This is a genomic window from Corynebacterium aurimucosum (assembly GCF_030408555.1).
GTDB lineage: Bacteria > Actinomycetota > Actinomycetes > Mycobacteriales > Mycobacteriaceae > Corynebacterium > Corynebacterium aurimucosum.
The window spans coordinates 2,134,689-2,160,839 of record NZ_CP047048.1 but is presented as its reverse complement, the minus strand read 5'-3'; the positions used below and the strand labels follow the sequence as shown (position 1 = coordinate 2,160,839).

Annotated in this window: 24 protein-coding genes, 2 tRNA genes and 1 pseudogene; 14 read left to right on the top strand and 13 right to left on the bottom strand. The window is 59.7% G+C overall.

Translation table 11 applies throughout. From position 1 onward, the window contains the following. The first annotated feature begins 10 nt into the window (after positions 1-10). Genes CAURIM_RS10235 through CAURIM_RS10205 form a run of 7 tightly spaced genes read left to right on the top strand, consistent with a single transcriptional unit; the run spans position 11 to position 8,017 of the window. Positions 11-1,726 (top strand): TIGR04028 family ABC transporter substrate-binding protein, encoded by a 1,716-nt coding sequence (locus CAURIM_RS10235; RefSeq protein ID WP_236659390.1) that lies wholly within the window; start codon positions 11-13, stop codon positions 1,724-1,726. Continuing rightward, positions 1,727-2,752: an ABC transporter permease gene (locus CAURIM_RS10230; RefSeq protein WP_144656684.1), complete on the top strand. Its 1,026-nt coding sequence runs from the start codon at positions 1,727-1,729 to the stop codon at positions 2,750-2,752. It begins immediately after the preceding gene. Then, positions 2,749-3,603, top strand: coding sequence for an ABC transporter permease (locus tag CAURIM_RS10225; RefSeq protein WP_070443618.1), 855 nt, complete (start codon positions 2,749-2,751; stop codon positions 3,601-3,603). Before CAURIM_RS10230 ends, CAURIM_RS10225 begins: the two co-directional genes overlap by 4 nt. A gap of 1 nt (position 3,604) precedes the next feature. After that, positions 3,605-5,305 carry a dipeptide ABC transporter ATP-binding protein gene (locus CAURIM_RS10220; protein ID WP_201829224.1) on the top strand — a complete coding sequence of 567 codons (1,701 nt, stop codon included), beginning with the start codon at positions 3,605-3,607 and terminating at the stop codon, positions 5,303-5,305. A gap of 29 nt (positions 5,306-5,334) precedes the next feature. Beyond that, positions 5,335-6,522, top strand: a complete 1,188-nt coding sequence (locus CAURIM_RS10215; RefSeq protein ID WP_201829226.1) for an alkylhydroperoxidase domain protein — start codon at positions 5,335-5,337, stop codon at positions 6,520-6,522. A gap of 17 nt (positions 6,523-6,539) precedes the next feature. Continuing rightward, a complete protein-coding gene (locus CAURIM_RS10210) occupies positions 6,540-7,214 on the top strand; it encodes an SDR family oxidoreductase (protein WP_070644659.1) in 675 nt (224 codons plus the stop codon). A gap of 56 nt (positions 7,215-7,270) precedes the next feature. Beyond that, positions 7,271-8,017, top strand: coding sequence for a GntR family transcriptional regulator (locus CAURIM_RS10205; RefSeq protein ID WP_070644660.1), 747 nt, complete (start codon positions 7,271-7,273; stop codon positions 8,015-8,017). Positions 8,018-8,437: 420 nt separating this feature from the next. On the opposite strand, the pseudogene CAURIM_RS10200 reads toward CAURIM_RS10205, so the two are convergent. From CAURIM_RS10200 to pepN, 4 genes and pseudogenes are all read right to left on the bottom strand, one after another. After that, a pseudogene (locus CAURIM_RS10200) lies at positions 8,438-9,295 on the bottom strand (HNH endonuclease signature motif containing protein); the annotation flags it as partial. Between the two features lie 29 nt (positions 9,296-9,324). After that, a protein-coding gene (locus CAURIM_RS10195) for an IS3 family transposase (RefSeq protein WP_408909948.1) occupies positions 9,325-10,517 on the bottom strand; the annotation gives its coding sequence in 2 pieces (ribosomal slippage) (positions 9,325-10,235 and positions 10,235-10,517; 1,194 coding nt in all). 54 nt (positions 10,518-10,571) lie between these two features. After that, entirely contained in the window at positions 10,572-10,940 is a 369-nt protein-coding gene (locus CAURIM_RS10190) for a hypothetical protein (RefSeq protein ID WP_236659391.1), read from the bottom strand. Between the two features lie 260 nt (positions 10,941-11,200). Beyond that, positions 11,201-13,741: an aminopeptidase N gene (gene pepN / locus CAURIM_RS10185; protein ID WP_201829228.1), complete on the bottom strand. Its 2,541-nt coding sequence runs from the start codon at positions 13,739-13,741 to the stop codon at positions 11,201-11,203. A gap of 101 nt (positions 13,742-13,842) precedes the next feature. On the opposite strand from pepN, the gene CAURIM_RS10180 reads away from it, so the two are divergent. Further along, positions 13,843-14,457 carry a mycothiol-dependent nitroreductase Rv2466c family protein gene (locus CAURIM_RS10180; RefSeq protein WP_201829230.1) on the top strand — a complete coding sequence of 205 codons (615 nt, stop codon included), beginning with the start codon at positions 13,843-13,845 and terminating at the stop codon, positions 14,455-14,457. On the opposite strand, the gene CAURIM_RS10175 is transcribed toward CAURIM_RS10180, so the two are convergent. Beyond that, positions 14,454-14,825, bottom strand: a complete 372-nt coding sequence (locus CAURIM_RS10175; protein WP_236659392.1) for an MFS transporter — start codon at positions 14,823-14,825, stop codon at positions 14,454-14,456. The two genes, CAURIM_RS10180 and CAURIM_RS10175, sit on opposite strands and share 4 nt — an antisense overlap. Before the next feature lie 107 nt (positions 14,826-14,932). Here CAURIM_RS10175 and CAURIM_RS10170 point away from each other — a divergent pair, with 107 nt between their 5' ends. Next, entirely contained in the window at positions 14,933-15,406 is a 474-nt protein-coding gene (locus CAURIM_RS10170; protein ID WP_070447768.1) for a ribose-5-phosphate isomerase, read from the top strand. On the opposite strand, the gene CAURIM_RS10165 is transcribed toward CAURIM_RS10170, so the two are convergent. Then, positions 15,403-16,230, bottom strand: coding sequence for an aldo/keto reductase (locus CAURIM_RS10165; RefSeq protein ID WP_201829232.1), 828 nt, complete (start codon positions 16,228-16,230; stop codon positions 15,403-15,405). The genes CAURIM_RS10170 and CAURIM_RS10165 overlap by 4 nt on opposite strands. A 158-nt stretch (positions 16,231-16,388) precedes the next feature. Then, positions 16,389-16,463: transfer RNA gene (locus CAURIM_RS10160), tRNA-Gly, on the bottom strand. 187 nt (positions 16,464-16,650) lie between these two features. On the opposite strand from CAURIM_RS10160, the gene CAURIM_RS10155 reads away from it, so the two are divergent. From CAURIM_RS10155 to tig, 3 genes are all read left to right on the top strand, one after another. Next, positions 16,651-17,454: a DUF1542 domain-containing protein gene (locus tag CAURIM_RS10155; protein WP_201829234.1), complete on the top strand. Its 804-nt coding sequence runs from the start codon at positions 16,651-16,653 to the stop codon at positions 17,452-17,454. A gap of 137 nt (positions 17,455-17,591) precedes the next feature. After that, positions 17,592-17,665, top strand: a tRNA-Pro gene (locus CAURIM_RS10150). Between the two features lie 73 nt (positions 17,666-17,738). Continuing rightward, a complete protein-coding gene (gene tig / locus CAURIM_RS10145) occupies positions 17,739-19,094 on the top strand; it encodes a trigger factor (protein ID WP_201829236.1) in 1,356 nt (451 codons plus the stop codon). Between the two features lie 186 nt (positions 19,095-19,280). Here tig and CAURIM_RS10140 read toward each other — a convergent pair whose 3' ends face one another. From CAURIM_RS10140 to CAURIM_RS10115, 6 genes are all read right to left on the bottom strand, one after another. Then, complete coding sequence (locus CAURIM_RS10140) at positions 19,281-19,862, bottom strand: NADPH-dependent FMN reductase (RefSeq protein WP_070645377.1); 582 nt, start codon at positions 19,860-19,862, stop codon at positions 19,281-19,283. Between the two features lie 39 nt (positions 19,863-19,901). After that, a complete protein-coding gene (locus tag CAURIM_RS10135) occupies positions 19,902-20,177 on the bottom strand; it encodes a hypothetical protein (RefSeq protein ID WP_070564615.1) in 276 nt (91 codons plus the stop codon). Further along, positions 20,158-21,183, bottom strand: coding sequence for a class 1b ribonucleoside-diphosphate reductase subunit beta (gene nrdF, locus CAURIM_RS10130; protein WP_023020918.1), 1,026 nt, complete (start codon positions 21,181-21,183; stop codon positions 20,158-20,160). The genes CAURIM_RS10135 and nrdF overlap by 20 nt, the downstream gene beginning before the upstream one ends. Positions 21,184-21,234: 51 nt before the next feature. Continuing rightward, entirely contained in the window at positions 21,235-23,430 is a 2,196-nt protein-coding gene (nrdE, locus tag CAURIM_RS10125) for a class 1b ribonucleoside-diphosphate reductase subunit alpha (RefSeq protein ID WP_070447783.1), read from the bottom strand. Positions 23,431-23,480: 50 nt separating this feature from the next. Continuing rightward, on the bottom strand, positions 23,481-23,948 hold the full coding sequence (nrdI, locus tag CAURIM_RS10120; protein WP_005324049.1) for a class Ib ribonucleoside-diphosphate reductase assembly flavoprotein NrdI: 468 nt from the start codon (positions 23,946-23,948) through the stop codon (positions 23,481-23,483). A gap of 115 nt (positions 23,949-24,063) precedes the next feature. Continuing rightward, positions 24,064-24,744: a metal-dependent transcriptional regulator gene (locus CAURIM_RS10115; protein ID WP_010190918.1), complete on the bottom strand. Its 681-nt coding sequence runs from the start codon at positions 24,742-24,744 to the stop codon at positions 24,064-24,066. A gap of 138 nt (positions 24,745-24,882) precedes the next feature. On the opposite strand from CAURIM_RS10115, the gene CAURIM_RS10110 reads away from it, so the two are divergent. Continuing rightward, positions 24,883-25,482, top strand: coding sequence for an ATP-dependent Clp protease proteolytic subunit (locus CAURIM_RS10110; RefSeq protein ID WP_010190917.1), 600 nt, complete (start codon positions 24,883-24,885; stop codon positions 25,480-25,482). Positions 25,483-25,503: 21 nt separating this feature from the next. Further along, positions 25,504-26,127, top strand: a complete 624-nt coding sequence (locus CAURIM_RS10105; RefSeq protein WP_010190916.1) for an ATP-dependent Clp protease proteolytic subunit — start codon at positions 25,504-25,506, stop codon at positions 26,125-26,127. Positions 26,128-26,151 lie beyond the last annotated feature (24 nt).

Below are 26,151 nucleotides of genomic sequence, written 5' to 3'. Positions count from 1 at the left end.
ACCGCTCAGTATGCGTTGTGTTAAATCCAGAGACACAGCACAAACCGACTACCGACTTTCTGAAAGCATTACCGTGAAAACTCTACGCGCACTCGCCGCCACCCTGGCAGCAGCCCTCGCCTTAGCGGGCTGCTCTGCCGCGGACCGGCCGGACGGGGAGGATAACGTCCTCACCTACCTCGAGCCGCAATTCTTCCGCACGCTCTATCCGCCGGCCGCCGGCTTTTACCCCAACGGTGGCGTGGTCAACCAGCTGACCGACCGCCTCCTCTACCAAGACCCCGAGACCCTGGAACTCTCGCCATGGATCGCCACGGAGATGCCCAAGGTCAACGCCGATGCCACGGAATACACGTTTACTATCCGCACCGACGTCACCTACTCCGACGGTTCTCCTTTGACCGCCGAGAACGTCGTGGCCAACTTCGACCTCTTCGGCCGCGGCGATAAATCCCGCACGCTGACCAGCTCCGAGCAGATCGCCAACTATGACCGCGGCGAAGTCGTGGACGAGGACACCGTGAAGTTCTACTTCACTCAGCCCTCCCCGGGTTTCCTCCAAGCCACTTCCGCCTATAACGCCGGCCTGCTCTCTGATTCCACGTTGGCTCTAGACAACGAGGGCTTCGGCCCCGGCAACGCGGTCAACGTTATTGGCTCTGGCCCCTTTGTGGTGGAGTCGGAAGAAATCGGCACCGACCTCAAGCTCAAGACCCGTGAGGACTACGACTGGGCCCCACCAGCGGCCAAGCACCAGGGCCGCGCGGAGATCGACGGCGTCCACTACATCCTCGCCGCCGAGGAATCGGTGCGCACCGGAGCAATCCTTTCCGGCCAGGCCGATATCGCCCGCCAGATCTCCGCCCCGCAGGAGCCGCTGCTGAAAGAACAAGGTGTTGACATCGTCTCACGCGGCACGAACTCCATGAACAACCAGTTCGCCTTCCGCTTCGACCACCCGCTGCTGCACGACAAGCGCGTGCGCGAGGCCATCATCCACGGCGTGGACCGCGAGGAGATCCTTCGCGTGCTCTTCTCCGAGTCCTACCCGCTCGCCACCTCCTCCGTGGCCGAGACCGGCCTGGCGTATAAGGACCAGTCCGCCGCCTATACCTTCGACCCGGAGGAATCCAAGCGCCTTCTCGATGAGGCCGGATGGGAGCCCGGGCCCGATGGCATCCGCGTCAAGGACGGCCAGCGCCTCGTCCTGCGCACCAACACCGCGTTGCCGCAGCCGCGCTCCAAGGAAGTCATGACCATGGTGCAGGATCAGCTGCGCGCCCTGGGCATTGGTATCCAGGTCAATGCTGGTGACCAGGCCACCCAGAATGCCGATGCCAAGGACATCAACAAGGTGCAGATCTACCACTCGATGGTGGGCCGCGCCGACTACGACGTCATCACCTCGCTCTACGGCATCAACAACCGCGATGCCTTCCTCAACCAGGACGCGGAGGGCAATCCCATCGACGAACACCTGCAGGAGCTTCTCGACGCCGTCCTCGATACCCCCGATAAAGAAGGCCGCATCAAGGCCACGGAAGAGGTCCAGGACTACCTCACCGAGCAGGCCTATGTGCTCCCGCTCTTCGAGGAACCCGTGGTTTATGCCGTGCGGCCGGGCATTTCGGGTTTTAGCCCGGAATCGGTGGCACGCCCGTGGTTCTACGAGGTCAGCATCGACGCCGCGCCGCAGCGCGCAGCATCGAATGAGGAGGAGAAATAAATGACAACTCGCCAGATTTTCAGCCGCATTGGGCAGGCCCTCCTCGTGCTGCTCATTACCTACACCGTGGCCTTCCTGCTTCTGTCGGCGCTGCCGTCGGATGCCGTGCAGTCCCGCTTCGGCGACCCCGCTCTGGGCCTATCCCAGGCGGAGATTGACGCCATCCGGGAGGAAATGGGCGCGGACAAGCCGCTCTTCGTGCAGTACTTCACGTCCCTGGGTGGCTTCCTTACCGGGCACTTTGGTAACTCGACGCAGTCGGGCGCCCCGGTAGCTACGCTGCTTGCCGACGCCCTTCCCCACACCCTCATCCTCGCCGCCAGCGCCATCGGCGTGGCACTCATCGTGGCCGTGCTCGTTGCCTTCCTAGCGACGCTGCCGGGGCTCGGTGCCATCGGTTCCTTTTTCCGAGGCCTGCCTTCCTTCATGGTCTCTCTGCCGGGATTCTGGATTGCCATCCTGCTCATCCAGTTCTTCTCCTTCCAGCTGGGCTGGGTGCGCGTTATCGAACCCGGCAGCGTGGAGGGCCTCATCCTGCCTACCCTGACGCTGTCGGTGCCCATGGCCGCGCCGTTGATTCAGGTGCTGATTCGCTCCATCGACGAGACGCAATCACGGCCCTTCGTTCAAGCGGTACGCGCACGCGGTGCCTCGGAGTCCGGGATTTTCTGGCGCACCGTCTTGCGTAACTCGTTGCTGCCTACCTTGACCATGGCGGGCCTGCTCTTCGGTGAACTCGTTGGCGGTGCCGTGGTGACCGAAACCGTCTTCGGCCGCACTGGCTTGGGATACATGGTGGCCCAGGCCGTGGCTAACCGCGATACCCCGGTTCTGCTGGCGGTGGTTCTCATCGCCGCCACTTCCTACATCATCATCAACCTCGTGGTGGACCTGCTCTACCCGGTGCTGGACCCGCGCCTGCGCGCCAGCACCCCGGAACGCAGTTCTGCTCACCGCACAGATTCCGCCGCCACCCCGGCGACTGACTCCTCGGCCACTACTTCGGAAAGGACGGTGCGCTCATGAGCATGACGCACACTAAGCCGCTGCGTTCTACACGGGCGCCGCGCCGCCAGACCTCTAACCCGTGGCTCGCGCCGGGTTCCATCATCGCCATCGTGATCCTCGCGATCGCTTTCTTGGCGGCCCTGTTCCCGAGCTTGTTTACCTCAGCAGACCCTTATGCGGGCACCGATGTGGCCCTCTTGCCGCCAGGGGAGTCCGGGCACATCATGGGAACAGACGCGGTGGGACGCGATCTCTACGCGCGCATCATCTACGGTGCCCGCCAGTCGCTGCTCGGCGCGCTCATCGCCGTGGCCGTCGGCCTGGTCGTCGGCACGCTGATCGGCCTTCTCGCCGGCTCTTTGCGCGGAGCGGTGGATACCGTCCTCATGCGCGTAGTCGACGTGTTGCTGTCCATCCCGGGCATCCTGCTGTCGCTGTCCATCATCATCGTGCTGGGCTTTGGTTCCGTACAGGCGGCGGTGGCTGTCGGTGCGACCTCGGTGGCGACCTTCGCGCGCTTGGCCCGCTCCCAGGTAATCTCCGTAGCCAGCTCGGACTACATCGAGGCCGCGTACGGTGCGGGCGCCACCCACGCCACCGTGCTCTTCCGCCATATCCTTCCCAATTCACTCACCCCGGTTATTGCCCTGGCCACCCTGCAGTTCGGCACTGCCATTCTGCAGCTGTCGATCCTCGGCTTCCTGGGCTACGGCGCCCCGCCTCCGACCCCGGAGTGGGGGCTTATCATCGCCGAGGGCCGCGACTTCATGGCCACCGCCTGGTGGCTCATTATCCTGCCCGGCATCGCGCTGGTGGCCGTGGTGATGTCCGCCAACCGTCTGTCCCAGAACTTCCCCGTGGAGGCCTAACATGTCTGTTTCAAAGAATGCAGCGCAGCCCCTGCTGCACGTGCGGGACCTCAACGTGTCCTATTCCACCGCAGGTGGTGACGTTCCCGCGGTCCAGGGCGTCAGCCTCGAGGTGCATCCTGGGCAGATGACCGCCATCGTGGGCGAGTCCGGCTCCGGCAAGACCACCTCCGCCATGGCAGCCATCGGTTTGCTGCCCTCGAATGCCACCATCGACGCCGGAACCATCACCTTCGATGGCCGCGATATCACTTCGCTGCGCCGCCGTCAGTGGCGTGAGCTGCGAGGGCGTCGCATCGGGCTGATCCCGCAGGACCCCAATAACTCCCTCAACCCGGTCCAGACCATCGGCGCCTCGGTGGAGGAGGGGCTGCGCATCCACAAGGTCGGCAGCGCTGCAGAGCGCAAGGCTAAGGCGTTGGAGCTGTTGGAGCGAGTCGGCATCGATGATCCTGCGCGCCGCTATCACCAGTACCCGCATGAGCTGTCCGGCGGCATGAAGCAGCGCGTACTCATTGCCGCTGCGGTGGCACTGGAGCCGGACCTCATCATCGCCGACGAGCCCACCTCCGCCCTCGATGTCACCGTGCAGAAGATCATCCTCGACCTCCTCGATGACATGCGCGCAGAGCTCGGCATGGGCATCCTCTTCATTACCCACGACCTAGCCGTGGCCGGTGACCGCGCCGACCGCGTCGTGGTCATGGAGTCTGGCCAGCTGCGCGAGGAAGGCCTAGCCGCCACAGTACTGACCAACCCGCGCCACGACTACACCAAACGCCTGCTTGCCGACGCCCCCTCCCTCACCGTCGCCGACGCCGGCACGTCAACTGCCCGCGCCGTCGCACCCCAGGGCAACCTAAGCACTCAGCGTGCTTCATCTGAATCTACCGGCGCGCCGACTACTCGCGCTGCCAGCGAACCTTTGGTGCGCGTCGAAGGCCTGACCCAGCGCTTCGGTGATTTCACCGCGGTCGATGACATCTCCTTCACCGTGGCCAAGGGCTCGACCCACGCCATCGTGGGCGAGTCCGGCTCCGGCAAGACCACCACCGGGCGCAGCATCGCCATGTTCAATACCCCGACTGCGGGCAGCATCACCGTCGGCGGGCGCGACATCGTAGGCCTGCGCGGCAAGGCCTCGCGCGAAGAGCGAAACAACATCCAGCTGGTCTACCAGAACCCCTATGGCTCGCTGGACCCCAAGCAGACGATTGGCCAGACGGTGGCGGAGCCGCTGCGGAATTTGAAGGGGGCGTCGGCAAGCAGCGCGAAAGCCAAGGCCAAAGAGTTCCTCGAGCTGGTCGCCCTTAACCCGGATTATTATGACCGGCGCCCGCGCGAGCTCTCCGGCGGTCAGCGCCAGCGCGTGGCCATCGCCCGCGCGATGATTGTGGAGCCGGAGCTGGTCATCCTCGATGAGGCTGTCTCCGCCCTCGACGTCACCGTGCAGGCCCAAATCCTGCGGCTGCTGGCCCGGCTACAGGAGGAGCTTGGCCTGACCTACATTTTCATCTCGCACGACCTAGCTGTGGTCAACCAGATCTCCGATACCGTGTCCGTGCTCTCGAAGGGCCAGCAGGTGGAATGCGGGCCCACGGCCGAGGTCTTTAGCAACCCGCAGTCACCGTTTACCCGGAAGCTCATCGAGGCCATCCCCGGCTCGCGCTACCGCGCCGGTGACCTCAACCTCGGCCTGTAGCCTGGGGCCAATCAAGAAAGGATTAGTTCATGGCAGACATTATTAACCTACTGGCGGATGCAAGCGAGGACGTCGCCCAGCTGCGCGAGCGCCGGCCTGAAGCTAAGGAGAATGCGCAGGCCTCCTTCGCCGCGCTCCTTGAGCCCAAAGAACCCGGCACGTTTAGCTATGCGGAGCGCTACGCCATCGCGACGTTTGTTGCTGGCATTTACCAGGCTCCGCAGGCGGTGGAGTTCTATTCCGACCTGCTGGCGGAGGAATCCGAGGAGCTCGCCGCAGAAGTAGCCCGCGCGGTGGAGCGCGGCATCACCACCGGCCCATACTCTGGTGGCGGCTTCACACTTTTCGACGGCTCGCCACGTCTCGCCGCCGCCCTCGACTTCGCCCACCTTCTGGCTTTCCACCCCAAGGACGCCTCCCCGGCCGCGATCGGTCACCTCCAGGCGGCCGGCTGGTCCAACGATGACATCGTGACCCTGGGACAGATCGTGAGCTTCCTGTCCTTCCAACTGCGTGTGGCGCACGGATTGTCTGTGCTGGCCGGTGCCGCCCAGCCCACGCCTGTGACTGCGGCGCCGCGTCCCACCCAGACTCCGGAGTGGGTGCCGGGGGAGGGGACGTTGGTGCCGGACGTCGTCAAGCCGCAGGGTTTCGTGGCGCACTCCCTAGGCTGGAAGCCGTGGGTGCCGCCGCAACCAAAGGAGGAGTTCACCGACGCGCAGCGTGACGCGCTGATTAAGCCCGAGCGCATCGACATGGAGTACTTCCGCCTGCTGGCCCGCGACCCGGCAGCGCTCAAGGCGCGCACGCTGACGGACCTGGACATTTTCTACAACACCGACGGCGGATTGGGGCGCGCCCAGCGTGAGCTGGCCGCCACGGTGGTCTCGCGCCTCAATGGCTGCGAGTACTGCGCATCGGTACACCAGCAGCGCGCCAAGGAGGAGGGCGGTGACTCCGCAGCGATTGACCGCCTGCTCGACGAGGGCGTTTCTGCTGACCTGGGCTCGGCGCAGTGGTCCGCCATCCGTGACGCCGCCCTGGCCCTGACCGAGTCACCCTTTGCGTTCGACGCCTCCCACGTGGATGGTCTCCGCGAGGTGGGTTTCGATACGCTGGCAATCATCGACGTCATCAATTCCTCCGCGTTCTTCAACTGGGCAAATCGCCTGATGCTGACGCTGGGGGAGCCGGATGTGCCGAAGCGCTTCCGCTAACTGAAGGAGGAACAATCATGGTGAAGACTGCCGTTGTGACCGGGGCAACCGGTGGAATGGGCAGGGAGATCATCAAGGACCTTGCGCGAGACCACCGCGTGTATGCACTAGGCCGGCGCGCCGGGGAGCTGCCGGAGGCGGAGAACATCGTGCCGGTGGGCATCGACCTGCTGTCGCTACTTGATGGTGCGGCGCTTCCCACCGAGCTTTCTGAACTGGAGCGCGTGGACGTGCTCGTGCATGCGGCGGCACGGGCGGATAAGCGCTCAGTGGAAAGCGCTAGCCCGGAAGATTGGCGTGCGCAGATGGACCTCAACGTGCACGTGCCAGCAGAGCTGACCCGCCTTCTGCTGCCTGCGCTGCGTGCGGCGGAGGGCCTCGCGGTGTTCATCAACTCCGGTGCCGGCATCCACTCCTATGGTGACAACGTCATTTACGCCGCCACGAAGCACGCACTCTACGCGCTTGCCGACGGCCTCCGCCTCGGCGAACTCGGCATCCGCGTGTCCACCGTCGCGCCGGGTCCGACGGATACCCCGATGCTGCAGGGCTTGCAGGATTACAATCCGGAGCATGTCATCGCCCCGGTCGAGGTGGCGAAGGCTATTCGCACCACCGTTGATGCTGGGCCGACGACGCAGCTCACTGAGATCCGTGTGCGCCCGCGCATTGAGTTGAACCAGCGTAAGTAGGTGGCGCGTTTTCTCTCAAGATGCGAAAAACCCAGCACACGGTACAGTTATGAGGCGTGTCCACCTCTCAACGTCGCCGCCCCGCCTATTTGGTGATCGCGGATTCGCTTAGGAGCAAGATTGAATCCGGCGAATTAAAGCCGGGTGACCGTTTTCCCACCGAGCGGGAATTGGTTCAGGAATACAAGGTGGCGCGCATGACGGTGCGCCACGCGCTGGACATCGTCCAGATTGAGGGCCTCATTGATCGCAAGCGTGGGCGCACCGGTGGCACCTTCGTGCGTGCCACCCCGCCCACGTTGAGCCTGACGAGTGGCCGCAGTGCCCTCGATCAATTGCGTGAACATGGCCTCGATGTTGAGGTGCGGGTGCTGTCGCTGATGTTCATTGATGCTCCCGGGCACCTTGCTTCCGCCTTTGGGATTGAGGAGGGGGATTCCCTGTGGGAGTGCCGTACGGTGCAGGTGTCGGCGGGCTCGCCCATCATGGCCTCCACGCTCTTTATCCCGCAAATCTTGGCACCAGGACTTACGGAAGAGGATGTGCAGAAGCCACTGACCGAGCTGTTGACGGAGCTTGACCTGACACCCGTTTTTAAGCGCGATTCCCTCGTGCCTGCCACCGCGCGCACGGAGGAACAAAAGGCCCTGGGCGTGGGGCGCAACCAGCCGGTCCTACGCATTACGAGAACCATCAAGGCAGAGGGCGGCGTCGTAGCCGCTCAGCTGGAAGAGACCCTGCGCCCTGATGCGGCCACGGTGGAGGTCGTCATTGGCGAGGATCCCACGCCGACCCTCGACTAGACACCAGCGAGGGCAGCGCCATAAGTTTTCCCCGCCGGGAATACGAACGTGCACTCCAGGAAACCCGCCAACCACCATCGGGTTGGTGGGTCTCGTTCTTTAAGAGCTAAAGGGCCCGCTGCTCCCGCTGTATCTTGCGGCATGTGAACTGTGGTCTGGGATCTCCTAGTTTCCCGTCCCCCTTCTAACGGTTGGCGGGTTTAGTTCTTTAAGGGCTTAAGAGTCCCGGTACACCCCGCTGCATTTTGTGGCGCATTAGCCGTGGTCAGGGATCCCCGCGTGCCTTGTTGTGGTTTGTGGGTGGTGTTGTCTGAAGGATCGCCGGTGTGCCCGCGAACCTTCCCTCGGTTGGCGGGTAGCGGTGTTGTCGCTGGTGGTGAGCCGTTTCCTTTCAGTTGTTGCTGTGTGTGGTGGCTGGGGTTAGCTGCTGTCGGGTGGTGGGTCTGGTGGCTGTTCTGGTACTGCTTGGCTTTGGCTGGCTGTGCCCGGTGTTGTTGCAGCTCCTTGGGCTGTGGCTGGGGTTTGGGTTGGTGCTGTGGCCTGTGTCTTTGCGGCTGCTTTTTCGGTGTTGAGTCTGGCTAGTGCTTCTTGGTATTCCGGCATTGCGGTTATCGGTGCACCCCAGGGTGGGATGAAGCTGACTCCGGTGTTGAGTCGGTACATGTAGCCGCGCCCGGTAGGCCTTGAAGGGTCATCGTCGTTAATACCGTTGTGATAAGCACACAGGAAGGTCAGGTTCTTGATGTTGGTAAAGCCACCTGCCTGCCAGGGGATGAGGTGGTGGACTTGGCAGTAATCGGCTGGCTTGTTGCAGCCTGGTCTTGAGCAGGTGTGGAATTCCGCGTGCAGGCTAAGGCGTTGGTTGAGGTTTGCTCCGCGCGATAGGCGCCAGGTGTTGATGGGCCCGTCAATGGGGTGGACGATGGTGGCGTAGCCTATTTCGGCAAACTTGTGGGTGAGGAATTCAGCGCCTGTCATGCGCCCGCCGTTAGTCAGGTTGAGCTCTATTTCATCACCCTCGCCGTTGATGATTTGGTCGAGCTCATTCAGGGTGATGATGACTTGGGTGCGCACGGCCGGCTTTGTACCGCTTGCTTGGTTGAAGAAGATGTCGTTGGCGGCTTGAAGGAGGTCGGTGGTGTTGGTGGATTCTAAGACTGCGCGCATGTTGGCAATCGTGGTGGCGTCATCGGTAATGGAGAGCGTGTTGGGGCCTTGTTCCCGGTAGGTGATGCGTACGCCTGGTTTGGCGGTTCTTTTAGCACGCAGGGGCCTGACCCCCGGAAAGTAGACACGTCGGGGGTTAGCTATGCTGCTTGGGTCAGTGTAGCTGATGTGAGTGCTTCGAAGTCATCGGGGGCTAGAAGGTTGCACCAGGAGTGCCGTCTGCGCGTGTTGTAGCGCATGCACCATCGGAAGACTTCTTGGCGGCAGATGATGGGATTGTCAAAAACTTTCCTATCTCGCAGAACTTCACGCTTTAAAGTGGCGTTAAACGATTCTGCCAGGGCATTATCGGCACTCGTTCCCACTGCTCCCATGGATTGGCGAACACCAAGTTGGGTGCAGTGGTCTTGAAAAGCCTGTGAGGTGTACACACTGCCATGATCAGAATGGAAAATTACCCCTTTAAGGCTTCCGCGAACCTTGCTGGCATGGGACAAAGCTTCGATAACCAGCGATACCCGCATGTGATCGGCGAGCGCATGACCGACAAGTTTGCGCGAGTAGACGTCGATGACTGTGGCAAGGTACATGTTCTTGCCTCCCTTACACGGCAGGTAGGTGATATCGCCTACATACACCTGGTTCGGCTTATCAGCGGTGAATTTGCGGCCTACTAAATCTGGCATGACTCGATGACCAGGCTTGCGCCTGGTAGTGACACATCGACGTTGTTTAGTAAAGCCTTTTAGCCCCATGGATTTCATAATGCGTGCGACCTTCTTGTGATTGATCGGAGGAAAGTCCGTATCGGCTTTAAGGCTTGCAGCGATGCGTTTAGCACCATAAAGCCCGTGCTCATCATCGAAGATGCTCTTGATTCGTGCACCAATAAGAGCATCCGAACACATCTTTAACCTGCGTTTTTCGCGGGTGTTGACCCATTTGTAGAACGAGGAGCGATTGAGCTTTAACACGTGGCACATCCGCTTGACCGAGTACTCGGTTCGATGGTCATAGACAAACTGGAAGCGGATTACCAGCGTGTCTCTTCGGCAAAATATTTCGCGGCCTTACGCAGGATATCGCGTTCTTCACGAAGCTTAGAGACTTCTTTTTCTAGCTGACGGATTCGTTCAGAATCAGTCGTCGCCTGTGCCTTGTCGCGCATGCTTTTTGTGCGGACACGCTTGCCGGTGCCGTACTGCTTAAGCCAGGAATAAAGTGAGGAACGATTGATTCCTAGCTCTGCTGAAGCCGCGTGAAGTGAGAGGTCCTCATTGTTTTCGTAGAGGGCCACAGCATCACGTTTGAACTGTTCGGAGTACCTAGGCATGGTGGTAGATTACCTTTCTTCCCAACCCAACAGGGCTGGATATCAGGTGTCTACCTAACAGGGGTCAGGTCCCAGTTCTTTAAGTCGTGCGGTGGCCACAGTGGGGATGCGGTGTGCGGGTGTGGCGGCGAGTTTTGCGCGGAGGTTCCAGGCATCCAGGGTCTTTTTGACTTTGGATGTATAAGACTCGATGAGTGTGAGGGTGCCGAGGCTGTGGCGTTGTTGAAGGGCTGCAGCACGGGCTTTGCGTTGTTTGCCGGTAAAGCGGGTGGGGCCGAAGTAGACCTGGTGTAGGCCGGCAAGCTCGGTGGCATCAGAGGCATCGGCGCCGAGCGCGCGGAGTTCATCGGGTGTGCCAGGTGCATGTTCCACCAGTGCAATCCCCGAGTTGCGAAGGCGGAGGTAGGTTTCGATATCCCCCATGAGCACAGAGACTAAAACAGCACCAGCAACCCCGCAACCGGAGGAAGAAAATTCCTGGATAGAGGGGTGCGTCACGGGTAACGGGAGGAAGGTTGGCCACAGGCGTGGCTAATGCTGACAAAGGGTAGGGGACGGGATTGGCTGGGTGAACGGTGGCGGCGGACAGGGATTGGCTGGGTGAACGGTGGCTGCGGACAGGGGGAGGCGGAACTGGAGCACAAGCCCCTCAGGTGAGGGGCTTGATGCGTATGCTCTGGGGACTAGCCGCGGTCGACGGCGCGGTTGCGCAGAGCGCGGGCGAGGCGGTCGCGCTGCTCGGTGACTGCGCGGCGCAAGCCGCCGGCCAAGTCGCGGGAGAGGAACTCGTCGGCGCGGTCGAGGGTCTCCTGGCTGACATCCCAGCGCGGGAACAACCCGGTTACCGTGGTCAGGGCAATCTCGTTGGATTGCGCGGACCAGATCTTTTCCGCCACGTCAAAGAACTCAGCGCTCGGCAGGAGCTCGTCGGAGCCTACGAACGCCAGGCCCGCTAGCTTGGATTCCAAGTCGCGGTTGCCCAGTTCACCGGCGACAATCTCGTCCCACACCGCGCGCTTGTTGTCCTCGGTATTAACCGCAGCCAACGCCTTAAGCGAGGCCTGGTAGCCCGTCGCGGTGTTATCGCGCTTGAGTTCCTCAGCCACCGCCGTCAGGGCGGCGCCGGCGGCTTCGGGCCCGGTGACGTCGGCAAGCGAGCCATCAGCAATGAGCGCGGTGAGCGCCTTCCAGCGCAGGCCCGCATCCGAGGAGGTCTCAAGAAGGTCCTGGAAGAAGGTGCGGGAGGCGTCGTGAAGCTTGATGCCGGCCAGCGCCTGGGTGAAGACGATGGAGCGCTCGGCGTCGTCGGAGCGGGCGCCGGCCAGGAGGGCGTCGGCAAGCTGTGTGTCCTCCTTAGCCCACTCCGGGGCGGCATAGGTGGACTGGGCCAAAGCGGCCTGGGCGAGGATGCGCTCGAGCACGGCGAGCTCAGTCTCCGCCGCCGCACCGCGGGCGACGAGCGCGACGAAATCGCGGGCGCGCATGGTACCTGCACGGGTCATCTCCCACGCGGTGGACCAGCACAGAGTGCGGGCCATGGGGTCCTCGAACTTGTCGACATTCTCCAACAGGAACTGCAAAGAACCCGCATCCAGATCGATGAGGCAGTAGGTCAGGTCATCGTCGTTGGGAAGGACGAAGGGGACGTCGGAAAGCGCGCGGCCCACAAGCTCCGGAATCTCGGTGGAGGCGCCATCGATATCCATCTCGATGCGCTCGGTGCGCACCACCTTCTCACCCTGCAAGGCATAGACGCCGACAGCGACGCGGTGCGTGCGCAGGGTATCACCACGCTGGGTGAGGTAGGCCTGCGTGATGGTGCCGGACTCGTCCGTACCCAACGCCACACCCAGCGTGTTTACGCCCGTGGTCTTGAGCCACTGCTGTGCCCAGAAGGACAGGTCACGCCCTGAAGCTTCCTCCAAGTGGCGCAGCAGATCCCCGAACGTGGCATTCGACCACTGGTGCTCCTGGAAATGGCGGCGCACGCCGGCGAAGAAGTTCTCACGGCCCACATAGGCCTGCAGCTGCTTGAGCACCGACGCACCCTTGGCGTAGGTAATGCCGTCGAAATTCTGCTCCACGGTCTCAATATCGGAGGCGTCCGTGGAAATCGGGTGCGTGGTGGGCAGCTGATCTTGCTGGTAGGCCCAAGCTTTCTCGACGTTGGCAAAGGTCACCCACGCGGTATCGTATTGGGTCTCCTCCGCCTGGGAAATCGCCGCTGACCAGGTAGCAAAAGACTCGTTGAGCCACAGGTCATCCCACCACTGCATGGTCACTAAGTCACCGAACCACATGTGCGCCAGCTCGTGCAGGATGGTGTCCGCGCGGCGCTCGTACTTGTAGTGCGAGGCCTGAGACGTAAAGACGTACTCGTCCCGAATTGTTACGCATCCGGCGTTCTCCATCGCACCGGCGTTGAATTCCGGTACGAAAATCTGGTCATACTTGCCAAAGGGGTAGGCAAAGCCGAAGTTGCGGTGATAGAAATCAAAGCCCTGCTTAGTCTCGGTGAAGAGGCGCTCCGCGTCGAGCGAATCCAGCAGCGAGGGGCGGCAGTAAATCCCCAGCGGCACCTCAACGGTTTGTGCCGGCGAGCCCTCGGAATGCTCCGCCAAAGTGCCGGTCCACGTATCCGTCACACCAACGTACGGGCCCGCGCACAGCGCAATCAGGTAGGTCGACAGCGGGTAGTCCACCGCAGCGCGTACGGTATTGCCCGAACGCGTGATGGGGGAGTTGGTAATGACCGCCCAGTGCTCTGGGACCTCAAACGTCAGCGAGTACGTAGCCTTCAAGTCCGGCTGGTCAAAGCAGGCGAAGACACGCTTGGCGTCGGCAGTCTCGAACTGGGTGTAGAGGTAGGCCTCACCATCCACCGGGTCCACGAAGCGGTGCAGACCCTCGCCGGTGCGGGAGTAGCGGATCTTCGCCACGACCTTGAGCTCATACTCCGCCACCTGCAAACCCGAGAGTGGGATGCCGTACGTCGGGTCATAAGCGCTGGTGGGCAACGGCGCACCATTGAGGCGGACCTCGAGAAGCTCGTCACCGCGCAAATCAATGAACGTCGAACCAGCTTCCTTCACCCGGAATTTCACCACCGTGGTGGAGGTGAAGAACTCTTCCCCGGTGAGGTCGAGGGCGACGTCGTAGTGGCTTACCTCCACCATGTCGGAACGCTGCTGGGCTTCCTCGCGGGTGAGGTTAATCGAGGTCATGTGCTGTCTCTCCTCTTTCTCGGTACCTTTAGTCTCTGCACCAGCGTAGTCACACGCCTAGGGTGGGGTGCCAAAGCCCACACAAACAAAGGAGATTTACCGTGGCTCAACAAGTGACGTTCTGGTTCGACTGCTCTTGCCCCTTCGCCTGGCTGACCTCGCGTTGGATTAAGGAAGTGGAGAAGGTCCGCGATATCGAGGTGACCTTCGAGCCGATGTCCCTGTCCGTGCTCAACAAGGGCCGCGACCTGGATCCGGAGTACATGAAGATGATGGAGGCCAACTGGGGCCCTGCCCGCGTGGCAGCCAAGATTGCGGTGGAGGCCCCGGAGAAGGTCGATGCCTTCTACACCGCGATGGGCACCCGCATCCACACCGAGGGCCAGGGCGGTAAGAAGGGGTACGGCGCTTATGACGGCATCATCAAGCAGGCGCTTGACGACGCCTCCCTCCCCGCCGACTTCGCCTCCGTGGCCAACACCGAGGAGATGGATGAGAAGCTGACCGAGTTCCACAACCGTGGCATTTCCGAGGTCGGCGACGAGGTCGGTACCCCAGTAGTGAAGTTCGGCGATACCGCCTTCTTCGGCCCAGTCATCACGCGCGTTCCCACCGGCGAGGAAGCCGGCGAGCTTTTCGACGCCTCCGTGCGCCTCGCCCAGTTCCCCTACTTCTTCGAGCTCAAGCGCTCCCGCACGGAAGCCCCGCAGGTTTAGCGAGTTCGATTCTGCGTCGCTGCGACGACGACGCAGATGAGGACCACCGGGCTAAGCGCGAAGGCGGGCAGCCCGGCAATGTTGATGATTGGGAGGGAGGCTTGCGCTCGAAATTCCTCCCACGCGGCGACTACCCACGTAGCCCATGAAGCGCCTGCGAGGAGTGCAAGCACACCGGCGGTGATCCCAGCTGCACGGTGTGGCTTCTGTGCTATCCACCAAGCGCCCACCCCGAGGTGAGCCACGGTCATCACGATCGCCATGACCAGGGGCCGGAGGAAGCCGCGTTCCGTGAAGAAACCTGCGGCGAACAAACCGGCGCCGATGAGAAAAGCTACGAGGTATAGAGCGGCGACGCGTCTGGCCATGGGTATGCCAACCTCCTCTTGTGCGTGAGTGGCCCCAAGCGTAGCAAGCGCACGCTATTAATGGCAGGGCTCAGCGGGGAGTCGTGCTGCCCGCTAAGATGTGGGCCATGCGCGTTTATTTAGGAGCAGACCACGCAGGGTTCGAGACGAAGAACGTCATCGCTGAACACCTGGAGAAGCAGGGCCACGACGTCATTGACTGCGGTGCCCACGAGTACGACGCCGAGGATGATTACCCGGCATTTTGCATCGAGGCCGCGCTGCGGACCGTCAACGATCCGGGCTCACTCGGCATCGTGTTGGGCGGTTCCGGCAACGGTGAGCAGATTGCCGCGAATAAGGTGAAGGGCGCGCGCTGCGCCCTGGCTTGGTCCCCCGAGACCGCCCGCTTGGCTCGTGAGCACAACAATGCCCAGCTCATCGGCATCGGTGGCCGCATGCACTCCGAGGAGGAGGCACTCGCCATCGTGGATGCCTTCCTTGATCAGGAATGGTCCCGTGCTGAGCGCCACCAGCGTCGCATCGACATTCTTGCCGAGTACGAGCGCACCAACATTCCGCCGGAGCTTCCGGAGGCTTAGTTCATTTCCTTGGGGTGAGTGCCGCCGCGGCCCTCTTCCCCGAGGTCAAGATCAGTAATCGCAGCCATCTCGGAATCATCCAGCTCGAAACCGAAGACATCGAAGTTCTGCGCGATGCGCTCCGGGTTTTCGGACTTCGGGAACACGATGACGCCATTTTGTAGGTGCCAGCGGATGATCACCTGAGCGGGGGAAACGCCATATTTCTCGGCGGGCTCGGTGATTTCCGGCTGCTCGAAGAGATCCGTCTTACCCTGACCTAGTGGACCCCAGGCCTCGATGTGCACCTGGTGGGCGCGGAAGGCATCGAGCTCGCGCCAGCGCTGCAGGTAAGGGTGCAGCTCTACCTGGTTGACCACGGGGGTTTCATCAGTCTGGGTTTCCAGCTGGTCCAGGTGCTCCAGTTCGAAGTTAGAAACACCAATAGACTTGGCCTTGCCGGCCTTCTTTAGCTCAATGAGCTGCTTCCATGCTTCGACGTAGTGGCCGTTGTCCGGGCAGGGCCAGTGGATGAGGTAGAGGTCCACGTAGCCAAGGCCCAGCTTCTCTAGGGACTCGTCGAGGGCTGCGGCTGCGTCAGTCTGGCGGTCATTCCATAGCTTCGTGGTGATGAACAGTTCCTCGCGTGGGATGCCAGACTTGGCAATCGCGCGGCCCACACCTTCCTCGTTGCCGTAGATAGCGGCGGTATCGATGTGGCGATAGCCCACCTTGAGGGCTTCGAGGACCAGCTCCTCGGTTTTATTGGGGTCAACCTTAAAGACGCCGTAGCCGAGCTGGGGGATGGTGTTGCCGTCGTTGAGTTCAATATTCGGTACTGTCATGCGGCCCACTCTACGCAGAGCTTGGTCACCCGCGCAGAAAAGGAAAGTTATGGCCTACGCGAATCACCGGAGTGCCCCGAGTGTGGAGTAGCGCCACAGAATCAAAAACGACTAAAGCCGCACCGGCTAGCTAAAATAGGTGCTCAGTGCAGCTTTTGTGGAGGGAATGACGGGAATCGAACCCGCGTCTTCAGCTTGGAAGGCTGAGGTATTAGCCACTATACGACATTCCCACACCCGACGATCTCCAGCTTTCAAAGCCTCGACTTTGAAAGCCATTGATTCGGCGTGCGCACTACTTTAGCGCATACGGGCGCTGAAAAGAAAATGGGAACTAGAAAGGGGTAAAGGACGTTATTTTGGATAGGTACATAATCCCAACAACACACAATTCGACTCTTTAGTGAAAGTGGTGCTTGCGTGAGCTCGTTATTGCTCCTTATCCTCATCGTCGGCGGCGGCGCCTGGTTCCTTTCTTCGCGCAACGGGAAGAAACAGCAAGAGCTGCGAGAATCCCAGCGTTTTGAGGATGCGATGGCGGATGCGCGCCGCTGGACTGAGCGTTTGGGTGGCCAGGTGATGAACTTGAGCGGTACGGATACCGCCTCCCAGCAGGCTATGGCGGATGCCTCTGAGCGTTTTACCGCGGCCAATTCGGCAATTTCCCGCGCCACAACCGTCAAGCAAGCGCACCTAGCGCGCGAGTCCGCGCTGGAGGGGCTCTATTATGTGGCGGCCGCGCGCGAGATTATGGGCATGGATCCGGGCCCGGAGCTGCCACCGCTGGAGGGCCAGCGCCAGGCCGGCAAGGTGACGGAGACCCGCACGGTGGAGGCCAACGGGGAGACGCTGACGGCGTCGCCAAGCGCATCTGCAGAAACCCCCAACTACTACCCGGGTGGTGTCGTGGCTGGACGCCCGGTCCCGGCCGGCTGGTACTCGCGTCCGTGGTGGGCTGATGCGCTGACCACCGGCGTGTGGATGGTGGGCTACTCCATGATGTTCAATGCGATGTTCGCGGGTATGTCCGGCGTTGGCTACTCCGCCGCAGCCGCAGAAAACGGTGACTGGGGCGGAGACATGGGCGGCGCCGAGGGTATGGACGGCGGCGCCATGGATGGTGCCGGTGACGCCGGGGGAGGCGAGGAGGGCGGCTTTTTCGACGGCCTGTTTGGTGGCGACGGGGGCGATGGCGGAATGTTTGATTTCGACTTCGACTTCTAGCGCTAAAGCTGCCCCTGACGTGGGGAAACAAAGTTTAATTGGGGCCGGTGTTGGGATAGTCAAGCAGCTATCGGTACACTAGCCCCAGTATGAAGCGCAGCTGCGTGCGGAACTTCCGGGCGCAGAGGCTTTCCATACGGGGCGTGGCGCAGCTTGGTAGCGCACCTGCTTTGGGAGCAGGGGGTCGCAGGTTCAAATCCTGTCGCCCCGACGTATGGGGGCCTGGACACTCATCCAGGCCCCCTAATTTCATCTTTGAACGATCACAATCAGGAGAGTTTCTCGTGAAGACCACCGTAGACAAGCTGAGCGATACCCGCGTCAAGCTCACCGTCAACGTTCCGTTTGCTGAGCTGGACAAGGAAATCGATCAGGCCTACGCGGCGATCGCGCAGCAGGTTTCCATCCCGGGTTTCCGTAAGGGCAAGGCTCCGCGCCAGCTTATCGACGCCCGCTTTGGTCGTGGCCCCATCCTCGAGCAGGTCGTCAACGACATGCTGCCGTCCCGCTACGAGCAGGCCGTTGAAGAAAACGAACTCAAGGTTATTGGTCAGCCGGAGATTGACATTGCCAAGCTGGAGGACAACGACTTTGTCGAGTTCACCGCTGAGGTAGACGTTCGTCCCGAGTTTGAGGTGCCGGACTTCTCCAAGATTTCCGTCAAGGTGCCGGCGCTGGAGACTTCCGAAGAGGACGTCGACAAGGCGCTCGAGGACCTGGCTTCCCGCTTCGGTGAGCTCAAGGACACCAAGCGCAAGATGAAGACCGGTGATTTCGCTATCGTCGACATCACCACCGAAGTTGATGGCACCAAGCTGGATGAGGCTTCCCACGAGGGTATGACCTACCGCATCGGTGACGACAACCTGATTAAGGGTCTCGATACCGCACTGCGCGGCATGAAGACCGATGAGGACAACGAGTTCACCACCACCATCCAGTCCGGTGAGCACGAGGGCGAAGAGGCCACCGTGAAGGTCCACGTCCAGCAGACCAAGGAGCGCAAGCTGCCGGATCTCGACGACGAGTTCGCACAGATGGCCTCCGAGTTCGACACCATCGATGAGCTGCGACAGGACACCAAGTCCCGCGTCGAGGAGACCAAGAAGTCCGAGCAGGCTGCTGCCATCCGCGATGAGGTCCTGAAGGCCGCTCTGGCTGAGGTTTCCTTCGAGCTGCCGTCCTCCATCGTTGATGAGCAGGTTCACGCTCAGCTGCACCAGGTCATGGGCCAGCTGGCTCACGACGAGAAGGCTCTGGCCCAGCTGCTTGAGGCACAGGGCACGACCCGCGAGGAGTTCGACGCTGATGCTCGCAAGTCCGCTGAGGAATCCGTCCGCACCCAGCTCTTCCTCGACGCCCTGGCTGAGATTGAGGAGCCGGAGGTGTCCCAGCAGGAGCTGACCGACCACATCCTGTTCACCGCGCAGTCTTACGGCATGGACCCGAACCAGTTCATCCAGCAGCTGCAGTCCAGCAACCAGCTGGGTAACCTGTTCTCTGACGTTCGCCGTGGCAAGGCCCTGGCAATGGCTATTTGCCGCGCCGAGGTCACCGACGAGGCTGGCAACAAGGTTGACGTTGACCAGTACTTCGGTGAGATCGACGAGGACGAGGCTGAGGATACCGACGCCGAGTAATAGCCCTTCATGCTCAAGGCCCAGCGTGCGTGCGCTGGGCCTTTTGTGTGTGGTCGAGGGAAATCGAAATCCCGGATTCAGGTAACTCAAGGATGAGTGTGAATCCGGGGTTTGTGTCTTTGAGAAGGCCCTTTAGAAGCCTTCAAGTACTTCGTAGAGGGCGGTGGCTAGGGTTAGTCGCCGTCGCTAGCTGTGCTTGGCTGTTAATGTCATGTCGACCAACTGCAGGAAGCGCATAACGTAATCCTTGACAAAGTCTGCGGTGCGTTGATTGAGATGTCCGGACTCTTCGAAAAGGGTGGGGGATTGGCCCAGAAATACTTCGGGCTGACCAGGGAGCGGCATATCGAAGTAGGACAGGGCGAGGCGAAGGTTCTTCTGTGAACTGTAGCCGCCCATGCGGCCTACAGAGTGGCTAATGATACCTGCGGGAAGGTTCTTCCACGCCACATCTGAGTTGGGCTTAGAGCCGATGTCCACTGCGTTCTTGAGGCAGGCAGGGATAGTGCGGTTGTTCTCTGGCGTAATGAAGAGGATCCCGCTCGAGTTCTTGATGGTCTCGCGAAAGGTGGTGTACTCAGCCGGAGTGGGCTTGTCCGTGACGGCGGGGTCATCGTAGTCGAAGTCATAGAGCGGCAAGTCACGGATTTCCACGATGTTTGCCTCGTAGTCTTCAGGGATCATCGTGAGCACCTCGTGTGCAATCTTGCGTGCAAATGACTCTCGGCGCAGGCTGCCGACGATAACGCTGATACGTGGGGTGGTCATGGTAAACCTTCTTTCTTAGTTGGGTGTAGGGAGACGTGGTCAAGGGAGAAAAGGCTTGCAGCCAAAGGCCGGTGGTGGGCCGGCAGCGTGGGCGGCGGTGAGGAAGCCATCTACTTTGTCTCCTTCTTCATGGCGGAAGTACAGTTCGATGAGCCCTAGAAGACCCCCGAGGACGGCCTCTCGTGCGGCGGATGTATTCAACAGCCGCATGGCTGCGGGTTGGTTTCCTTCGCGGATGGCTTCAAACAGCGCGATGGTCTCAAGCCAGCTTCCTTGGTCCGGTCGCGGAAAAGGTTTAGAAATCCCAGTCATCATCACTCGTTTCTTCAGCAGTACCAATGACATAGGAGGAACCAGATCCGGAGAAGAAGTCATGGTTCTCATCTGCTCCGGGGGCTAGGGCCGCGAGGATTTCTGGGTTCACTTCCGTTTCTTCGGGCGGGAAATAATCCGGGTAGCCCAAATTCATGAGTGCCTTATTGGCGTTATAGCGAACGAACACGGCTACATCATCCATGAGTCCCAAAGGCTCATATAGCTCGCCGGAATAGTCCAGCTCTAGTGCATAAAGCTCTTCGAGCAAAGAAATGGTGAAATCATGCATTTCCTTCTGCCGTAGCGGGGTCGTGGATTCCAAACCGCGCTGATACTTGTAGCCCGAGTAGTAGCCGTGCACTGCCTTGTCACGCAGAATGAGGCGAATCATGTCTGCCGTATTTGTCAGGGTGGCGTGGACAGAAAAGTGCAAGGGAAGATAGAAACCCGCGTAGAGAAGCAATGAGGAAAGCAGCGTCGATGACACCTTGCGTTTGAGTGGATCCGGCCCAAAATAGTGCGCGAGCACTTTCTTGGCGCGTGCCTGGAGAAGGTCGTTATTCACCGCCCAGCGGTATGCTTCATCAATTTCCTTTGTACTGCTCAGGGTAGAAAACACTGAAGAGTATGAACGGGCATGGACTGACTGCATGAAGGCGATGTTGGTATACACGGCCTCCTCGTGTTCGGTGCGGGCATCTTGAATCTGACAGATTTCTCCCACAGTGGCCTGGACAGTATCCAGGGTGGTGAGTCCCGTGAACACCCGCATGGTGAGGTTGCGTTCCTCGGGCGTCATCTTCTGCCACGCCGGGAGATCATTAGAAAGCGGGACCTTCTCTGGCAACCAAAAATTGGCGGTGAGACGGTTCCACACTTCAAGATCCTTGTCATCGCTCACCCGGTTCCAATTGATGGCGCGGATGCGGGCTGAAGGATCATGCCGGTAGCTCGGCGGGGTAACTGAAATGCTGGTTAGTTCAGCACTGTTCGATGTTGAAGACATAGCTTCCTTCTTTCTGAGTGAATGGTTGTAGACAAGGGGAGGACCGTGCTCCTACAAAGCACAGGAGACGCAGCCTTCGACCTCGGTTCCTTGGAGCGCGGATTGGCGTAAACGGATGTAGTAGAGGGTCTTGATTCCGGCTTTCCAGGCATAGATTTGTGCCTTGTTGATGTCTCGCGTGGTCGTATCAGCGGTAAAGAACAAGGTCAGGGAAAGTCCTTGGTCCACGTGTTGGGTGGCCATGGCGTAGGTGTCGATGATTTTTTTGTATCCCACGGCGTAGGAGTCATCGAAATACTCCAGGTTGTCGTTGGTCATTTCCGGCGCGGGGTAGTACACGCGCCCCAAGCGGCCTTCCTTGCGTATTTCAATTTTGGAGGCAATCGGGTGGATGGACGCGGTGGAGTCATTGATGTAGGAAATTGATCCAGTGGGTGGAACTGCCTGCAAGTAGGCGTTGTAGATGCCGTCTTGCATCACTTGTTTCTTGAGCCGTAGCCAATCCTCGCGTTGAGGAATCTGCACGCCTGCTTCATGGAAGAGCTGTTTTACGTGTTCAGTGGCTGGCACCCAGTCTTGGTCGATGTATTTGTCAAAGTAGGCGCCAGTGGCATAGGTGGATTCTTCGAAGCCTGTGAATCGTTGACCTTTTTCAACCGCGAGTGCATGGGATGCGCGGAGCGCATGGTAGGTCACCGTGAGGAAATAGATATTTGTAAAGTCCAGTGCCTCGGCGCAGCCATAAGGAATACGCTGTGAAGCAAGGAAGCCGTGGAGATTCATTTGGCCCAGACCAATGGCATGCATGGAAGCATTTCCGTGAGCGATGGAAGGAACAGCTTCGATATTCGTCAGGTCTGAAACTTTCGTGAGGGCACGCACCGCGGTTTCGACGGTCTCCCCGAAGTTCGGTGATTCAAAAGCCTTCGCTATGTTGAGGGAACCTAGATTGCAGGAAATATCCTGGCCGACGGTGGTGTAGTCACCCGAAGCTCCGTAGGTCGAGGGCGTGTTGACCTGGAGGATTTCACTACACAGGTTGGACATATTGATATGTCCTTTGAGGGGATTAGCGCGGTTGACCGTATCCTCAAAGAGGATGTAGGGGTATCCGGATTCAAACTGAAGCTCAGCCAGCGTGGTGAAAAACTCGCGGGCTTTAATGGTCGTGTGAGAAATTCGCGGATTGGCAACCAACTCGTCGTAGTACTCGGTGATGGACATGTCAGACATGGCTACGCCGTACTCGCGAGCGATGTCATAAGGGCTAAAAAGATGCATATCCTTGTTCTCTTTGGCCAGCCGGAAGGTTATATCTGGAATAACAACCCCCAGCGAAAGAGTCTTGATGCGGACTTTCTCATCGGCATTTTCCCGCTTGGTATCCAGGAAGCGAAGAATATCTGGATGGTGCGCATGCAGGTAGACGGCTCCAGCGCCCTGCCGGGCGCCCAATTGGTTGGCATAGCTGAAGCTATCTTCGAGAATTTTCATGACTGGGACTACGCCGGAAGCCTGGTTCTCAATCTTTTTGATCGGGGCTCCGGATTCGCGCAGATTGCTCAGCAACAAGGCCACTCCACCACCGCGCTTTGATAGTTGCAGTGCAGAGTTCACGCTGCGGCCAATGCTCTCCAGATTGTCTTCGATTCGCAGAAGGAAGCAGGAGACCATTTCGCCGCGCTGGGCTTTGCCTGCGTTGAGAAAAGTAGGGGTGGCGGGCTGGAAGCGTCCGGTCATGATGTCATCCACCAGCTTTTCTGCGAGCTCTTCGTCGCCCTGTGCAAGGTATAAAGCTGTGGTGGCGACACGTTCTTCGTAGCCTTCTAGGAATCGGGAGCCATCAAAGGTTTTCAGTGCATATGAAGTAAAGAACTTAAATGCGCCGAGGAAGGTGCGGAACTGGTGCTTAGCTTGATGTGCTCTGTCGTACATGGCGCACAGAAAGGCGTCATCATAAAGCTCAAGGAAATCCCGCTCGTAGTACTCGTTATCAACCAACCATTCCAAGCGTTGCTTGGTGGAATCGAACTGATGCATGCGGGGAGCGACATGGTGCGTGACATAGTCTTGTGCTGCCTGAATGTCCTTGTCAAACTGGATTTTTCCAAAAGCGTCGAACAAGTTCAGCTGCGCGTTGAGTGCGTGGTAGCTTTTGCGCTTGCCGACACCGCCGGCATTGTCTGCTGAAGCAGTGCGGGGCGTAGCGCCAATAGTCTGTGTGGGGGTGGCATCAAGAGACCACATTGTGTTGTCCAATCTGTGTGATGCGGATGTGTTCTTCATCTTGTGGGGGATTAATGGGGTGTCATCGTTAGCTGCTTTTGCTGCTCCCAAAACTTTTGAAGGCCCTGCTTTACGGCGGCAATGTCCTTCTGGGTGCCGAGAAGCTCGAAGTGATACAGCTCCGGTACGTGGCACTTGGCGGAAATGATGCGTCCGGCGACGCAGTAAGCACTTCCGAAGTTGGTATTCCCTGAGGTAATAACGCCCCGGATAAAGGAGCGGTTGATTGGGTCATTGAGGAAGTCGATGACCTGTTTGGGGACTGCGCGTTTGAGCGAGCCTCCGCCGTAGGTGGGAACGATGAGTACGTACGGGTGTGAAACCTGGATCATCCCGGTTTTCTTGGGGCGCAGTGGAATGCGCACCGCGGGTCTATCTAAGCGTTCGACGAATCTTTTTGTATTTTCTGAAACGCTAGAAAAATACACCAAATCTGGTGAGTCTGACATAGCAATCCTGCTCATCCTGGCCTTAGCCATAAGTGGGATAGGTGATATTCGAAAAGACTAACTACGCAATGGCGTAGTTGCAACTACGGCCCAACGTAGTTTTGAAAAGGGCAGGTGAGAGTAGGATTAATGCAAAGGGGAAGGTCTAACGGCTGTGGTGTGCTACAAACACTGCGTCGGTAGCTGGGCGTCCAAGCACTACCCACTGAGTGCTGCCGGCCACCTGTATTTCGAGAGAATCTGAAAAGGGCGCTCCCTCGCGCGTGCTAAGAACAGCCCCTGTGACAATGCCGCGCTCTTCAAGGAACTTCAGCAGTTGTGGGTCGGAATCAGAAATGCGTTCCACGGTCACTTGCGGTTGCGCACCGCTGTCGGTGAGACGGTGCGCACTGGGGATTGTGATCTGTCCATCAACCGTAGGGATAGGATCGCCGTGCGGATCCCTAGTGGGGTAATTAAGGAACTTATCTACACGTTCTATGAGCATGTCGGACACCGCGTGTTCGAGATTTTCGGCTTCATTATGGACTTCGTCCCACGTGTAGTCCAATGCTTGGACCAAAAAAGACTCAAGCAATCGGTGGCGGCGCACCATGACCAATGCGTACTGCCTGCCAAGTTCGGTTAACTCCACAGAGCCATAGGGCGTGTGTGACACGAGCCCTTGCTTCGACATTTTGCGCACTGCATCGGAAACCGAGGAGAGCTTGAGTCCCAACTGTTTCGCTATAAGTGTGGCGGTAACGGGCTCGGACGACCATTCCTTTAGCCCCCAGATTGCTTTCAAATAGTTCTGGGTACTGGTGGATAGCTCGGAAACAGACATGAGCAAATGTTAACCCAGCTTCCGTATGCGCCTTTGGTGCTGCGCCCCAACGCTCATAGCGAACAGAGGCCAAGTTTGAGAGGAATGCCGGTAAGGTGGGGCCAGTTAAAGCATTCTTCACTTGAAGGAGAACCATTAATGTCTGAGAAGATTTCAATGAACTCGTCGTCTACGGGTATGAATCTGAGCGATAGCGTGTATGAGCGCCTGCTGCGCGAGCGCATTATCTTCCTGGGAACCCAGGTGGATGATGAGATTGCCAACAAACTGTGCGCCCAGATCCTCCTGCTGTCCGCAGAGGACCCCACGCGCGATATTTCGCTTTACATCAACTCCCCGGGTGGCTCGGTCACCGCGGGCATGGCCATCTACGACACGATGAAGTACTCGCCGTGCGACGTGGCTACGTATGGCATGGGCCTGGCCGCTTCGATGGGCCAGTTCCTGCTCTCCGGCGGCACCAAGGGCAAGCGCTACGCCCTGCCGCACGCACGCATCATGATGCACCAGCCTTCCGCTGGTGTGGGTGGTACCGCCGCAGATATCGCCATCCAGGCCGAGCAGTTCGCGCAGACCAAGCGCGAGATGGCTGAGCTCATCGCTGAGCACACCGGCCAGACCTTCGAGCAAATCACCAAGGATTCGGACCGCGACCGCTGGTTCACCGCCCAGCAGGCCAAGGAATACGGCATCGTCGACCACGTCATCGAGTCCGTCAACGGTCCTATCACCAACTAGGGAACAAGGAGCTTTATCACTATGTCTAACCTTCAGATGCCTTCTTCCCGCTACGTTCTGCCGGAGTTCATTGAGCAGAACGCACAGGGATCGAAGACCACCAACCCGTATTCCAAGCTCTTTGAAGAGCGCATCATCTTCCTGGGCACCCAGGTCGATGACACCTCCGCCAACGACATCATGGCGCAGCTGCTGGTCTTGGAGTCCCAGGATCCGGACCGCGACATCACGATGTACATCAACTCCCCGGGTGGCTCGTTTACCGCGCTGATGGCTATCTACGACACCATGCGCTACGTCCGTCCGGACGTGCAGACCGTGTGTCTGGGCCAGGCCGCATCCGCAGCGGCTGTTCTGTTGGCCGCCGGTGCTCCGGGCAAGCGCGCTGCGCTGCCGAACTCTCGTGTGTTGATTCACCAGCCGCGTACGCAGGGCACGCAGGGCCAGGTGTCGGACCTTGAGATCGAGGCCAACGAGATCGAGCGCATGCGCCGCCTCATGGAGGAGACCCTGGCTGAGCACACCGGCCGCACTGCGGAGCAGGTGCGCATCGATACTGACCGCGACAAGATTCTTACCGCGCAGGAAGCCGTTGACTACGGTCTCATCGATACCGTCTTTGATTACCGCAAGCTCAACGCCTAAGTAATCAAGCTTAAAGCCCCGCTG

Bases quoted from the DNA above. Each gene is read 5' to 3' on its own strand.
- CAURIM_RS10165 (WP_201829232.1), bottom strand. From the start codon at position 16,230: ATGACAGTACCGAATATTGAACTCAACGACGGCAACACCATCCCCCAG.
- CAURIM_RS10140 (WP_070645377.1), bottom strand. From the start codon at position 19,862: ATGACCACCCCACGTATCAGCGTTATCGTCGGCAGCCTGCGCCGAGAG.
- nrdF (WP_023020918.1), bottom strand. From the start codon at position 21,183: ATGTCTTCAACATCGAACAGTGCTGAACTAACCAGCATTTCAGTTACC.
- CAURIM_RS10210 (WP_070644659.1), top strand. From the start codon at position 6,540: ATGGTGAAGACTGCCGTTGTGACCGGGGCAACCGGTGGAATGGGCAGG.
- CAURIM_RS10175 (WP_236659392.1), bottom strand. From the start codon at position 14,825: ATGGCCAGACGCGTCGCCGCTCTATACCTCGTAGCTTTTCTCATCGGC.
- CAURIM_RS10235 (WP_236659390.1), top strand. From the start codon at position 11: ATGCGTTGTGTTAAATCCAGAGACACAGCACAAACCGACTACCGACTT.
- CAURIM_RS10215 (WP_201829226.1), top strand. From the start codon at position 5,335: ATGGCAGACATTATTAACCTACTGGCGGATGCAAGCGAGGACGTCGCC.
- CAURIM_RS10110 (WP_010190917.1), top strand. From the start codon at position 24,883: ATGTCTGAGAAGATTTCAATGAACTCGTCGTCTACGGGTATGAATCTG.
- CAURIM_RS10115 (WP_010190918.1), bottom strand. From the start codon at position 24,744: ATGTCTGTTTCCGAGCTATCCACCAGTACCCAGAACTATTTGAAAGCA.
- CAURIM_RS10220 (WP_201829224.1), top strand. From the start codon at position 3,605: ATGTCTGTTTCAAAGAATGCAGCGCAGCCCCTGCTGCACGTGCGGGAC.
- nrdI (WP_005324049.1), bottom strand. From the start codon at position 23,948: ATGGCTAAGGCCAGGATGAGCAGGATTGCTATGTCAGACTCACCAGAT.
- CAURIM_RS10190 (WP_236659391.1), bottom strand. From the start codon at position 10,940: ATGGGGGATATCGAAACCTACCTCCGCCTTCGCAACTCGGGGATTGCA.
- CAURIM_RS10225 (WP_070443618.1), top strand. From the start codon at position 2,749: ATGAGCATGACGCACACTAAGCCGCTGCGTTCTACACGGGCGCCGCGC.
- nrdE (WP_070447783.1), bottom strand. From the start codon at position 23,430: ATGTGGTCTCTTGATGCCACCCCCACACAGACTATTGGCGCTACGCCC.
- CAURIM_RS10230 (WP_144656684.1), top strand. From the start codon at position 1,727: ATGACAACTCGCCAGATTTTCAGCCGCATTGGGCAGGCCCTCCTCGTG.
- CAURIM_RS10105 (WP_010190916.1), top strand. From the start codon at position 25,504: ATGTCTAACCTTCAGATGCCTTCTTCCCGCTACGTTCTGCCGGAGTTC.
- CAURIM_RS10135 (WP_070564615.1), bottom strand. From the start codon at position 20,177: ATGATGACTGGGATTTCTAAACCTTTTCCGCGACCGGACCAAGGAAGC.
- CAURIM_RS10170 (WP_070447768.1), top strand. From the start codon at position 14,933: ATGCGCGTTTATTTAGGAGCAGACCACGCAGGGTTCGAGACGAAGAAC.
- pepN (WP_201829228.1), bottom strand. From the start codon at position 13,741: ATGACCTCGATTAACCTCACCCGCGAGGAAGCCCAGCAGCGTTCCGAC.